The organism is Pseudomonas sp. SG-MS2 (assembly GCF_009933855.1).
Taxonomy (GTDB): domain Bacteria; phylum Pseudomonadota; class Gammaproteobacteria; order Pseudomonadales; family Pseudomonadaceae; genus Aquipseudomonas; species Aquipseudomonas putida_E.
On sequence record NZ_MOMO01000174.1, the window covers coordinates 36,430 to 49,067 of the forward strand.

The 12,638-nt window shown below is 62.9% G+C and carries 10 protein-coding genes; 5 read left to right on the plus strand and 5 right to left on the minus strand.

The genetic code is table 11. The features are described from left to right. Window positions 1-11: 11 nt before the first annotated feature. Window positions 12-1,100: a polyamine ABC transporter substrate-binding protein gene (locus BLX42_RS15050; RefSeq protein WP_046786006.1), complete on the minus strand. Its 1,089-nt coding sequence runs from the start codon at window positions 1,098-1,100 to the stop codon at window positions 12-14. 65 nt (window positions 1,101-1,165) lie between these two features. Then, window positions 1,166-2,524 carry a glutamine synthetase family protein gene (locus BLX42_RS15055; protein WP_046786007.1) on the minus strand — a complete coding sequence of 453 codons (1,359 nt, stop codon included), beginning with the start codon at window positions 2,522-2,524 and terminating at the stop codon, window positions 1,166-1,168. A gap of 150 nt (window positions 2,525-2,674) precedes the next feature. On the opposite strand from BLX42_RS15055, the gene BLX42_RS15060 reads away from it, so the two are divergent. Continuing rightward, window positions 2,675-3,583 carry a helix-turn-helix domain-containing protein gene (locus BLX42_RS15060; RefSeq protein WP_046786008.1) on the plus strand — a complete coding sequence of 303 codons (909 nt, stop codon included), beginning with the start codon at window positions 2,675-2,677 and terminating at the stop codon, window positions 3,581-3,583. A gap of 59 nt (window positions 3,584-3,642) precedes the next feature. Beyond that, window positions 3,643-5,556, plus strand: a complete 1,914-nt coding sequence (locus tag BLX42_RS15065) for an AAA family ATPase (protein WP_161872083.1) — start codon at window positions 3,643-3,645, stop codon at window positions 5,554-5,556. 37 nt (window positions 5,557-5,593) lie between these two features. On the opposite strand, the gene BLX42_RS15070 is transcribed toward BLX42_RS15065, so the two are convergent. Continuing rightward, a complete protein-coding gene (locus tag BLX42_RS15070) occupies window positions 5,594-6,979 on the minus strand; it encodes an aldehyde dehydrogenase family protein (RefSeq protein ID WP_161872084.1) in 1,386 nt (461 codons plus the stop codon). 105 nt (window positions 6,980-7,084) lie between these two features. Between BLX42_RS15070 and BLX42_RS15075 the strand changes: the two genes are divergently transcribed. Next, the gene (locus BLX42_RS15075) at window positions 7,085-7,969 is read left to right on the plus strand and encodes a LysR family transcriptional regulator (RefSeq protein WP_046786398.1); all 885 of its coding nucleotides are present in this window, start codon (window positions 7,085-7,087) and stop codon (window positions 7,967-7,969) included. A gap of 153 nt (window positions 7,970-8,122) precedes the next feature. Then, window positions 8,123-8,644, plus strand: coding sequence for an acyloxyacyl hydrolase (locus BLX42_RS15080; RefSeq protein WP_125923697.1), 522 nt, complete (start codon window positions 8,123-8,125; stop codon window positions 8,642-8,644). A gap of 31 nt (window positions 8,645-8,675) precedes the next feature. Here the strand turns inward: BLX42_RS15080 and BLX42_RS15085 are convergent, their stop codons facing one another. Together BLX42_RS15085 and BLX42_RS15090 are read right to left on the minus strand one after the other, a co-directional pair. After that, window positions 8,676-10,811, minus strand: coding sequence for a TonB-dependent siderophore receptor (locus BLX42_RS15085; protein WP_161872085.1), 2,136 nt, complete (start codon window positions 10,809-10,811; stop codon window positions 8,676-8,678). Between the two features lie 199 nt (window positions 10,812-11,010). Further along, window positions 11,011-11,901: a universal stress protein gene (locus BLX42_RS15090; RefSeq protein ID WP_046786012.1), complete on the minus strand. Its 891-nt coding sequence runs from the start codon at window positions 11,899-11,901 to the stop codon at window positions 11,011-11,013. Window positions 11,902-12,059: 158 nt separating this feature from the next. Here BLX42_RS15090 and BLX42_RS15095 point away from each other — a divergent pair. After that, a partial coding sequence (locus BLX42_RS15095; protein WP_161872086.1) for an inositol monophosphatase family protein occupies window positions 12,060-12,638 on the plus strand: 579 nt, incomplete at its 3' end.

Sequence of the window (12,638 nt, forward strand, 5' to 3'; positions counted from 1 at the left end):
GCGCTCTCGGCTCAGCGGTTGGACTTGATCTTGCTCCAGGAGCGGGTCATGACCCGCATGATCTTCGGGCTCGGCGTGCTGGAAATGTACAGCTTGTCCAGCACCTCCTGGGGTGGGTAGATCTCGGGGTTGTTGACCAGCGACTCATCCATGTAGGCCTTGGCGTCGGGGTTGGCATTGGCATAGCCGACGGTGGCACTGACCTTGGCGATCACCTGTGGTTCGAGCAGGTAGTTGATGAAGGCCAGCGCCTGCTCGGGGTTGCTGGCGTCCTTGGGAATGGCCAGCAGGTCGAACCACAGGTTGCTGCCTTCCTTGGGGATGCTGTAGGCGATCTTCACGCCGTTTTTCGCCTCGACAGCGCGGTTGGCGGCCTGGAACACATCGCCGGAGTAGCCGAAGGCAATACAGATGTCGCCATTGGCCAGGTCCGAAACGTATTTGGACGAGTGGAAGTAGGTGATATAGGGGCGCAGTTCAAGCAGGTGCGCTTCGGCCTTGGCGTAGTCAGCCGGCTTTTCGCTGCGCGGGTCCATGCCCAGGTAATTGAGCATGGCCGGGAACAATTCGTCGGGCGAGTCCATGAAGGCCACCCCGCACTGCTTGAGTTTCTTCAGGTTCTCTGGCTCGAACAGCACCGCCCAGGAGTCGATACGCTCGATGCCCAGTGCAGCTTTGACCTTCTCGACGTTGTAGCCAATGCCGTTGGTGCCCCACAGGTAGGGCACCGCGTACTGGTTGCCGGGGTCGTTCTGCTCAAGTTGCTTGAGCAGTTTCGGGTCCAGGTGCTTCCAGTTCGGCAGCTTGCTGCGGTCCAGTGGAAGGAAGGCACCGGCCTGCGCCTGGCGGGCGAGGAAGTGGTTGGACGGCACGACCACATCGTAGCCGGTGCGCCCGGCAAGCAGCTTGCCCTCCAGGGTTTCGTTGGAATCGAACACGTCATAGACCACCTTGATCCCGCTGCTGGCCTGGAAGTCGGCCAGGGTGGTATCGCCAATGTAGTCGGTCCAGTTGTACACGCTGACCGTGGGCTGAGCCTGGGCGGCTGCACCGAACAGCAGGGTGAATGCTGCAGGAATCAGGGCTTGCAGATGACGCATGTCGACACCTCGTTGGTCTTGTTCTTTGGGTTGGGTGTGAGGGGCTGCACGGCAGCCCCCGCAGATCAGACGCTGAGCAGCAGGAATTCACGCTCCCACGAACTGATCACACGCTTGAAGTTTTCATGCTCGGCACGTTTGACCGCCACGTAGCCCTGGACGAACTGCTTGCCCAGGTAACGCTGTACGGTCTGGCAGTCCTCCATGTGCTGCAGCGCGTCCTCGATGGTGATCGGCAGGCGCAGGTTGCGCCGCTCGTAGGCGCGGCCTTGTACCGGCGCACTGGGTTCGACCTTCTCGACCATGCCCAGGTAGCCGCACAGCAGGCTCGCGGCGATCGCCAGGTAGGGGTTGGCGTCAGCACCCGGCAGGCGGTTTTCCACGCGCATGGCGTCGGGGCTCGAGGTCGGCACGCGCAGGCCGGCGGTGCGGTTTTCCTCGCCCCATTCGACGTTGACCGGCGCCGAGGTGTCCGGCAGGAAGCGGCGGAAGGAGTTGACGTTCGGGGCAAACATCGGCAACAGCTTGGGGATGTACTTCTGCAGGCCGCCGATGTGGTGCAGGAACAGCGCGCTCATGCTGCCATCGTCGTTGGCGAACACCGGCTTGCCGCTGGCGATGTCGACCACGCTCTGGTGCAGGTGCATGGCACTGCCCGGTTCATCGGTGATCGGCTTGGCCATGAAGGTGGCCGTCACGTTGTGCTTGAGCGCCGCCTCACGCATCGTGCGCTTGAACACGGTGATCTGGTCGGCCAGGTCCAGCGCATCGCCATGGCGGAAATTGATCTCCATCTGCGCCGGGCCGTCTTCGTGGATCAGCGTGTCGAGGTCCAGGCCTTGCAGTTCGCACCAGTCATAGACGTCTTCGAACAAGGGGTCGAATTCGTTGGCGGCATCGATGGAAAACGACTGGCGCCCGCTTTCGGCGCGGCCGGAGCGGCCCAGTGGCACTTGCAGTGGCAAGTCCGGGTCTTCGCAACGCTTGGTCAGGTAGAACTCCATCTCCGGAGCGACGATCGGCCGCCAGCCCTTGTCGGCATAGAGCTTGAGCACCTTCTTCAGCACGTTGCGCGGCGACAGTTCGATGGGGTTACCCTGTTTGTCGAAGGTGTCGTGGATCACGATGGCGGTCGGTTCGATGGCCCAGGGGATCTGATACACCGCAGTCGGGTCGGGGCGGCAGACCATGTCGATGTCAGCGGCATCGAGCAGGCTGTAGTAGATGTCATCGTCGACGTAGTCGCCGGTGACGGTCTGCAGCAGCACGCTCTCGGGCAGGCGCATGCCACGCTCATGGAGGAACTTGGCGGTCGGTGCGATCTTGCCGCGGGCGATGCCGGTCAGGTCGCTGATCACGCATTCGACTTCGGTGATCCGGTGTTCTTTCAGCCAGGTGGAAAGCTGATCGAAGGGGGCGTTCATACAGACCTCTTGGTTGGGTTTTTGTGGCACTGGTGTGCAGGAGCCTTCCCACATGCCGTGCTGAGGGCTATCTTGGGCGCAGCCCCCAGGGGCAATCTATCCACTTTCTTCGGCAATGAATGCACCAAAAGAGTGCAATTAGGACGCAGCGTGACAACGCCCAATGCCTTGCAGGTCCAGGCCTTCCACACCACCGATGTGACCGAACAGGTGCGCGCCACCCCCGGTTGGCAGCAGCAGTACCGGCAGATGTCGCCCGGCCACTTCAGCGGCCAGCTGCGTTGCCTGGGCCTGGATGGCGTGCAGGTGTACGAAGAGCGCCTGAACACGCGGGTCGAGCAGTTTTTCCGTGCCCCTAGCGGCGCGTTGGCATTTTGCTTCGACCGCAGCGAAAACAGCCTGTACCTGCTCAACGAACAGAGCCGCAATATCTGGATCACACCGGAGAACTACCAGGAGGTGGCGGTGGTGTTCGACCAGGCCTTCCTGGCCAGCCACGCCCTCGACCCGCAGCGCCTTGACGGCTTGTTCATGGTGCCGCTGGGCAGCGGCCAGAATGCGCTGTTCGGCAGCTGGCTCAGCGCTACCCTGACGCGATTGGGACAAGCCGATTGCCCACTTGCGGGGCAAGCGTTGGCCGAACAGTTGCTGGAAGACTGCCTGTTCATCCTGGACAACGCCTGCCAGCAGCTGCAGGGCGGAGCGCTGGGGCGGCGGGGAGAGGAGCGGGCGATCATGCAGCGGGTCAGTGAGTGGGCTGCCGACTGCCCCGAAGAAACCCTTAACCTGCTGGAGTTGGCAGACGTTGCCGGCGTTTCCCTGCGCCAGCTGCAGCAGGCATTCAAGGCGTTTACCGGCATGCCGCCGGCCCATTGGCTGCGGCTTCGCCGGCTCAATGGGGCGCGGCGCGACCTGTTGCGCGGCGGCGAGGTGACGGTTGCCGAAGTGGCCATGCGCTGGTCGTTCTGGCATTTGGGGCGCTTTTCCGAAAGCTATCGGCAGTTGTTCCGGGAACTGCCCAGCGAGACGCTCAAGCGGGGCCGGCCGGTTCGCGGTTAAACCCAGCATTGCGTCGGGAAAGTTGCTATCGTGCCCGGCAGTGTTCACCCGAGGTCCCGATGTTCTACCTGCCTTTGCCCAGCGACCAGGCCGAGCGCCTCGCCAGCGCCCCCCAAGCCCCCGACTTTTTTCCCAGCGCCAGCGTGCTGCAGGCGGCCGCCGTGCTGTTCGTGCAGAACCTGCCGCGCCAGCCCGCCAGCGTTTCGGCTGACGCACAGGAACGCCGCTTCGCCGAAATCGTGCGCATCGCCAATGAGGTCGAAACGGCGGCGCCTGGCCGTTTTCAGGGCCAGGTAGCGCAGCATTTCGACCGCGAGGCGTTTGCCATGGGGCTCGGCATGCTGGGTGAGAACGGCGTCGCGCTGGTATCACCCGAAGTCGACTACCCGGCAGAAGAATTTCAGGACGCCGAAGGCCAGTGGAACTTCCAGTTTGCCGACAGCTACCGGCAGCGGGTCACGCCATTGCACCCGGTGTACCTGCCGTCGTTGGCCAGCGACCTCATGCTCAGCGACCAGCAGAACCGTCTGCTGCGCGAGTTCTTGTCCGGGGTGGACGAGTCGGTGGCGGTGCAGGGGTTCGCCGGTACCGGCAAAACCTTCCTGATCCACCAGTTCGCGCGCCTGCTCGACCCGCAACGCACCTTGCTGCTGGCCCTCACCGAAGGCCAGCTCAGGGCACTGCGGGCACGGGTCAAGGATGCTGAGGCGTACACCGCGATGACCTTTGGCCAACTGGCCGACGAGATTCTCAACCGCGACCTCACCAGTAACAGTTGGCGCCTGCGCGACCCGTACCGGACCAAGTTGTCATGGCGCCCGCAGGAGGCGCAGGTGGTGAAATGGCTGGCCATCCCCGATATCGGCCCCTTGGCCGCCCGGGACGTGGTCGCCCTGTGCATCAAGGCCGTGCGCAGCTTCTGCCGCAGCGGCGACAACCAGTTGCAGCTGCATCACTTGCCCTGGGCCGGCCCGGGGACCTCGCCGCTGGATCAGGAAGTGCTGCTGGAAAAGGCCAGGTTGTACTGGCAGGAACTGATCCGCCCATCGTCGCGCGAGATCCAGTTGCCGGTGCGCGATTACCATCGGGTCAAACTGTTGTCACTGACGGCCGAACTGATCGACAGCCGCTATACCCATGTGATCGTCGATGAAGCCCATGAGTTGTCCGCACCCATGGTCGCCGTGCTGGATCGCAGCCCGCAATCAGTCATTGCCCTGGGCGATGAGCTGCAGAACCTCAATGGCTTAAGCCCGCACCATGGCGGCTTCATCCGCCAGCGTTACATCGACCATTCATTACGCGCAGGGCCTGCCATGGACAGCGTACTCAACCCGTTGATCCAGGCCCACCCAGCGGCCATCCAGGCAGCCTTCAGCGGCAGTGCCGAGCATTACACGCGGGTCAGTTTCTTCGATGCTGTGACGGTACCCGAGCAGCCCACCGCGTTGATCGTCGATGACGAGTGGGGGTTGTTCGGATGGTTCCAGCGCCTGACCCACCAGGGTGTGCCGTTCGTGCTGCTGCAAAGCGCACGCAAGGATTTCGAGCTGTTCGTCGAGGATTGCATCGAGTTGTACCGCTATGGCACGCGGCCGCGTCACCCGATGCTGTTCCGATACCCAAGCTGGCAGGCCCTTGAGCAAGACAAGGGGGACGACAAGGCGTTCGTTGCCGTGGCCAACATGCTGCGCAAGGGCTACACCCCGGAGCACTTTGCCAAGGCCAAGAGCCGCTACCGCTGGGACAAGGCGCCCAAGCTGTTCCTTGGCCGCGTACGCGATGTGAAGAACATGGAGTTCGCCCGGGTGATGGTCTCGCCGGAGCTGATGGTTGCGCCGGTAACGGCCGGCAATCGCAACGAGCGGGCACGGATGCTGGCGGGGCTGTACACCGCATGTTCGCGGGCGCGGCACGAGCTGATCGTGCCGGGGGGGATGCTGGACTGGGTCAAGGACCAGGTCCGCGATTGAGCGTGCCGGGGCTGCAAAGCAGCCCCGGCTCACGAAATCAGTTGCGATCCAGCCACACGGTTTGCGCGTTGGTGAACTCGCGCACGCCAAAATGCGACAGCTCACGCCCGAAGCCACTCTTTTTCACCCCACCAAAGGCCACGCGGGGGTCAGAAGCGCAATAGCCGTTGATGAACACCCCACCGGTGTCCAGCGCTGCCGTCATGCGCTCGGCCAGGGCATAGTCTGCGGTGTAGATGGTCGATGCCAGGCCGAATTCGCTGTCGTTGGCCAGCTCCACCGCATGTTCGGCATCGCGGGCAGTGATGATCGCAGCCACGGGGCCGAACAGTTCCTGCTTGAACGCGGTCATGTCCGGGGTGACGTTGGCGAACACGGTCGGTGCGTAGAAGTTGCCCACGCCTTCGACCTTGTTGCCGCCCAACAGCAAGGTGGCGCCCTCGGCGAGGGTCGCCTGGACCTGGCCATCGAGCTCGTCGCGCAGGTCGTAGCGCGCCATCGGGCCGATGTAGGTGTCATCTTCCAGCGGGTTGCCGACCTTCAACTGGCGTGTCGCCTCGACGAACTTGCGCGTGAATGCCTCGACGATGCTCTCTTCCACGATCAGGCGCTTGGCCGCAGCGCAGACCTGCCCGGTGTTCTGGTAGCGGCCGACCACGGCGGCTTTCACCGCAGCATCCAGGTCGGCGTCGGCCAGCACGATGAACGGGTCGGAGCCTCCCAGCTCGAGCACGCATTTCTTCAGCGCGGCACCGGCCTGGGCGCCGATCGCCATGCCGGCACGCACGCTGCCGGTCAACGTCACGGCAGCGATGCGCGGGTCGTTGATGGCGCGGGTGACGCCGTCCGGGGTCACGTTGAGTACCTCGAACACGCCTTCGGGCAAGCCGGCATCCTTGAACAGGTCGCCCATCAGATAGGCGCTGCCCATGACGTTCGGCGCATGCTTGAGCACATAGGTGTTGCCGGCCAGGATCGCCGGTACGGCGCCACGCAGCACCTGCCAGATCGGGAAATTCCACGGCATCACGGCCAGGATCGGGCCCAGCGGGCGGTATTCGATACGCGCTTTTTCGACCTGGGTCGGCTCAGAAGCAAGCATCGCCGGGCCGTGCTCGGCGTACCACCGGCACAGGCCGACGCACTTGTTCACTTCACCTCGGGCCTGGCTGATCGGCTTGCCGATTTCGCGGCTGATCATCTGCGCGAAGGTTTCGGCCTTGGCCTCAAGAGTGTCGGCCAGGGCAAGCAGGTACTCGCTGCGCTGACCCAGCGACACCTGGCGCCACTGGCGATAGCCAGCCTTGGCACGTTGCAGCGCCGCTTCCAGTGCGGCGTCGGTGTCGAAAGGGTAGCTGCCGATCTGCTCGCCGCTGTGCGGGTCGATGGAGATGGCGTGGGTCAGGCTGCTGATCTGGCTCATGGCTGCACACTCGTTGTTGTTCATCAGTGAGGCCAGACTAGTGGGCTAGGGGTTTAATGAAAACTGAATAATAATGAGCGAAATATTCACGTTTGGAGAATGACTGTGGATCTGGTGCAATTGGAGATCTTCAAGGCAGTGGCCGAACAGGGCAGCATCAGCGCCGCCGCCCAGCACATCCATCGGGTGCCGTCTAACCTGACCACGCGCATCAAGCAGCTGGAGGAAGACCTGGGTGTCGAGTTGTTCATCCGTGAAAAAAGCCGCCTGCGCCTGTCGCCGGCTGGCTGGAACTTCCTCGAATACACCCGGCGCATCCTCGACCTGGTGCACGAGGCCCGGTTGACGGTGGCGGGCGAAGACCCGCAAGGCACCTTCGCCCTGGGTTCGCTGGAGAGCACCGCAGCCGTGCGTATACCGGCATTGCTGGCCGCCTATAACCAGCGCTACCCGAAAGTCGACCTGGACCTTTCCACCGGGCCGTCGGGGACCATGCTTGAAGGCGTGCTGTCCGGGCGCCTGGTGGCAGCATTCGTCGATGGCCCGTTGTTGCACCCCACGCTTGAAGGCATGCCGGTATTCGAGGAGGAGATGGTGATCATCTCGCCGCTCAACCATGCCCCGGTAACCCGTGCGCAGGACGTCAACGGTGCGAGTATCTACGCCTTCCGTGCCAACTGCTCGTACCGCCATCATTTCGAGAACTGGTTCGTCCAGGACCAGGCGGTACCAGGCAAGATCCATGAAATGGAGTCCTACCACGGCATGCTCGCCTGCGTCAGCGCAGGTGCCGGCCTGGCCATGTTGCCACGCAGCATGCTCGACAACATGCCCGGCTGCACCACGGTTAGCGCCTGGCCCATGTCGGAGGATTTTCGCTACCTCAAGACCTGGCTGGTGTGGCGCCGCGGTACCGTGTCGCGCAGCTTGAGCATGTTCGTTAAGCTGCTTGAGGAGCGGCGCGCTGGCTCAGACCGTACTGAACATTAGCCATTGGTGGCAATTCACTTCCAACTTTCTGATTAATTGGACAATAATCAGAAAAGTATTACCTCGTGTGACCGGTTGGATGCACCGGCCACCGTAAAAATCGAGGGGCAAAAGCCCCCGCTTGCCCGTGTTGACCATCAGGAGATGTCATCGATGAAAACCCGTCTTGCCACTATGCTGGCAGCCGCCGCATTGGCCGTTGCCGGGGCCAATCTGGCCCAGGCCGCGCAGGTGTCCGGCGCCGTGGGCGCCACCAGCCAGGGCGACATGACTTACCGTGTAGGCCTGGCCTTCGACTGGGACAAGAAATGGCTGCAAAGCAGCACCGGCTTCGTGACCGGTTATTGGGATGCGGCCTACACCTACTGGGAAGGTGGCGAGGCCAGCGGTGCTCACTCGCTGTCGTTCAGCCCGGTGTTCACCTACGAGTTCAGCGGCTTCACCTACACCCCGTACATCGAGGCAGGCATCGGCCTGGCAGCATTTTCCAAGACCGATGTCGGCGATCAACACCTGGGTTCGTCGGTCAATTTCGAGGACCGCATCGGTTTCGGCCTGAAGTTGCCGGGCGAGCAGAAAGTCGGCATCCGTGCCATGCACTACTCCAATGCCGGTATCAAACAGCCGAACGACGGCATCGAATCCTACTCGCTGTTCTACAGCAAGGCGTTCTGAAACGGCGGGCCGCGCCAGCGGCCTCGGCCATTCAGAAGGTGTACGAAACCCCGGCTTGCACCGTGCGCGGTGCACCCGGGTACACGTAAGTGTTGAACGCCCCTTCGTCATAGCCCTTGTTGAACACGTTCTTCACGTCCAGGTTCAGCCGTACATGCTCGTTGACCTTGTAGAAGCTGTGCAGGTCGACCACGCTGTAGCTCGCCATGGTGTAGGTCGTCGCGGCGGTCTGCCCGGCACGGTCATCGATGTACTTCACCCCAACCCCCAGCCCCAGGCCCTTGGCCAGTCCATCCTGAAACTCGTAGGTGTTCAGCAGGCTGAAGCTGTTGCGTGGGATGTTCGCCAGGCGCGTGCCGGTGGGCACCGTGTTGTCCTGGGTGACTTCGGCGTCGACATAGGCATAGCCACCGATCACACGCCACTCAGGGGTGAGGTTGCCGGCAATGTTGATGTCCAGCCCGCGGCTGCGCACCTCGCCGGCGGCGATGCTGTAGGTGCCGGAAGGGTCATTGGGGTCGCGGGTCAGCACGTTTTCCTTGACGATGTGGTAGACAGCCGCGTCGATGCTTAGCTGGCGATCGGGCGCTTCCCACTTCACACCCAACTCATACGACTTGCCTTTCTCCGGGTCGAAACCACTGCCTTGCAGGCTGGCGCCACTGTTGGGTTTGAACGACCGCGCGGTGTTGGCGTACACGGCAAGCGTGTCGGTGATGCCATACAGCAGGCCGAAACGAGGGGTGACGCCGTTTTCGCCCTTGCTGAAGTCACCAGCATTGTTCAGCTTGTTGTCGTAGTCATGCTCGTAACGCTCGAAGCGCACCCCGGCCAGTGCCTTCAGGCGCTCGGTCAGGGCGACCTGGTCCTGGATGAAGGCGGCCCAGGTCTTGAGGTTTTCCTTGTCGTGGGTAGTCGTGCGGGTCAGGGCAGGGCGCGGCTGGCCCGGCACCGGGTCGAAGATGTCGATCGGATAGGCGCCGGCACCGGCGGCCGAGCGTTGAATGATCGAGCTGTAGTCGTAGTCTTCATATTCGATACCGGTCAGCAGGGTGTGGGCGAAGCCACCTGTGTCGAAGTGGCCGGTCAGGTTGAGCTGGTAGTCGCGGTCGGTCCATTCGAGCTTGCGGTAGTTGAAGTTGCGCCCAAGGGTTTGGCCATCAGCCTGCAACGCATTGGCTTCCACGGCGTTGCCCTTGAGTGAGCCGTCCAGCCACTGCATGCCGCCACCCAAGGTCCAGTCTTCGCTGAGCGCGTGCTCGAAGCGCAACTGCGCCATGTTGTTGTCGTTGTGCAGCAGGTTGTCGCTGCCTTTTTCCCAGATATTGGTGTCACGCGAGGCAGTGCCGCGCTGGCCGGGCAGGCGGGTAAGGCCCCGGTCGAGCGGGTGGTTGTTGCGCATGAAGTCGCCCTCGAAGACGATCTTCGTGGCGTCATTGACCTGCCAGCTCAGCACGGGCGCAACGTCATAGCGTTCGCTCTCGACATCGTCGCGGAAGCTATCACCACCTTCACCCAGCACGTTCAGGCGGTAGGCGAGCGAGCCATCTTCATTGAGCGGCCCCGTGGCATCGAGCGTTGCCCGGTGCATGCCCTGGTCGTCGAGCTGGCTGCCAAGCGTTACCTTGGGATCGGCCAGTGGCTGCTTGCTGACCACGTTGAAGGTCCCGCCCGGGTCGCCACGGCCATAGAGGCTGGTGGCCGGGCCGCGGATCACTTCCAGCCGCTCGACGCTGTTGGCATCGGGGGCGTTGGGGTAGCCACGGTTGATCGGGAAGCCATTGCGGTAGAACTCGCCCGTGGTGAAACCGCGCACCGTGAAAGTGGTCAGGCCCTGGCCGCCAAAGTTGTTGGCGCGGCCAACGCCGCCTGCGTAGTCAAGGCCGTCCTGCAGCCGCGTGGCGCCGGTGTCTTCGAGTACATCCTTGGGTACGACGCTAATCGACTGCGGTATTTCGTGCAGCGCGGTGTCTGTGCGCGTGGCACTGGCCGAACGACTGGCTTTGTAGCCCTCGACCGGTCCATCGGCGCGTTCGCTGTCGGCGGTACCATTAATGTTCAGGGCCTGGAGTTCGATCTGGGCGGGGTTACCGAGTGTTTCAGCCTCGGCGAAAGCCAGCGGGGAGACAGCATGTAGTACACAAAGCGAAACGAACGTGCGACGCATCGACGGTACGATCCTGAAGTAGGGCGCTAGGAAGGGGATTGATAGGTCGCGAAAGTACTACGAATCATTATCAAATGCATTATTTTTAAGTGGGTCGGGAGTACCAGTTTGGTGCTGGTCGTGCGATTGACTGGGCTGTCAGATCAAGCACCGCGCAGCCGGCGCTCGATCCGACAGCCCAAAAATCTCAGCTGATGCCTCAACGCACCCCTTTGACCGCCAGCACATTGCACAACGGATGCTCCAGCACATGCGCCGTGGTCCCGCCCAGGAACGTCTGCATGGCGTCATGCCGGTGGTTGCCCATCACGATCACATCGACCCGGCCGTGGCTGACGAACTGGGCAATCGCCCGAATCGCTGCACCTTCCAGAAAGTGTCGGCGTTCCAGCGGGACCTGGTGATGGTCACCCAGGCGATTGAACGCTGCCCGTTGCGCGGTGCGCACACTGCCCTCGAAACCGGGCATGGTCACCGTGCCGGCGCCGAAGTCGGCGAGATGGGTCCTGGCCGCATCGCATACATGCAACAGGTGCAGTTCGGCGTTGCACTGCAGGGCCAAGGCATGGGCGCAGTGGATCACCTGCTCGTCCAGGTGTTCGCCGGCACCGTGGCTGTTGAGGTCGACGGCGACGGCGATTTGCCGGGGCAGCGGCAGGCGAATGTCGCTGACCAGGTGCACGGCCACCGGGCTGTCCTTGAGCAGTTGCCAGTCCAGCGGTGTGACCAACAGGCGCTTGAGCACCGGTTCGTGCTGTACATCCTTGATCAGCAAATCACAGCCCAACTGCTCGATGCGCTCGATCACGCTGCCCAGCGGATCGCGGGTGAGCAGCAGTTCGGTGGACACATCCAGGCCGTCATCGCGCAATTGCTCGGTGGCATCGGCCAGCCACTGGCGGTTGTCGGCAAGCAGCCGCTCGCGTTCACGGCCGTCGCTCATCAGGCCAAAGGTGTCGACATCGTCGACGAAGACATTGATATCCAGCAGGGCACCGCTGGATTCAGCCAACGCCGCCGCGCGTTGCAGCGCGGGCGTGTAACGCATCTGCGGGCCGAGCATGACTAACAAACGCTTGAACTGGCTCATCGCACACCTCCACGTGTGGGCAGCCCCCCGGTTCATGCCTGTTGATCTGGTCTGTTCAGTCTAGGCGGCAGCGGGCTTGCCCGCGAATACGCAGGCGTCTACCGCCAAAGGGTTTGTCGGGTATGATGCCAGCCCCATCATTTCACGAGGCCCGTTTCATGTCCCTGAGTGCTGAACAGACCGGCGAATTCCGCGCCTTCGCCGAGCAGTTGGCCGATGCCGCTGCAGCCGCGATCCAGCCGTACTTTCGTGCCAGCCTGGACGTCGAGGACAAGGGCGGGCGCCTGTACGACCCGGTGACCGTGGCCGACAAGGCTGCCGAAGACGCCATGCGCACGCTGATCCAGGCGCGTTACCCGGAACACGGCATTCTTGGCGAAGAGCAGGGGGTGGCAATCGGCAGCAGCCCATTGACCTGGGTGCTCGACCCCATCGATGGCACCCGCGCCTTCATCACCGGCCTGCCACTGTGGGGCACGCTGATCGCCCTGAACGATGGTACCCGCCCCGTGCTGGGGGTGATGAACCAACCTTTCACCGGTGAGCGTTTCGTCGGTACCCCCGAAGGTGCGTGGCGCAGCGGCACGCCATTGAAGACCCGCGCCTGTGCAGACCTGGCGGCGGCAACCTTGATGTGCACGACGCCGGACATGTTCGATACCCCAGAGCGCAAGGCTGCGTTCCAGGCTGTGGCTGACAAGGCGCGGCTGATGCGCTACGGCGGCGATTGCTACGCC

Excerpts from the sequence above, each read along its gene's own strand:
- BLX42_RS15070 (WP_161872084.1), bottom strand. The coding sequence starts at position 6,979 with ATGAGCCAGATCAGCAGCCTGACCCACGCCATCTCCATCGACCCGCAC.
- BLX42_RS15055 (WP_046786007.1), bottom strand. The coding sequence starts at position 2,524 with ATGAACGCCCCCTTCGATCAGCTTTCCACCTGGCTGAAAGAACACCGG.
- BLX42_RS15080 (WP_125923697.1), top strand. The coding sequence starts at position 8,123 with ATGAAAACCCGTCTTGCCACTATGCTGGCAGCCGCCGCATTGGCCGTT.
- BLX42_RS15085 (WP_161872085.1), bottom strand. The coding sequence starts at position 10,811 with ATGCGTCGCACGTTCGTTTCGCTTTGTGTACTACATGCTGTCTCCCCG.
- BLX42_RS15090 (WP_046786012.1), bottom strand. The coding sequence starts at position 11,901 with ATGAGCCAGTTCAAGCGTTTGTTAGTCATGCTCGGCCCGCAGATGCGT.
- BLX42_RS15065 (WP_161872083.1), top strand. The coding sequence starts at position 3,643 with ATGTTCTACCTGCCTTTGCCCAGCGACCAGGCCGAGCGCCTCGCCAGC.
- BLX42_RS15050 (WP_046786006.1), bottom strand. The coding sequence starts at position 1,100 with ATGCGTCATCTGCAAGCCCTGATTCCTGCAGCATTCACCCTGCTGTTC.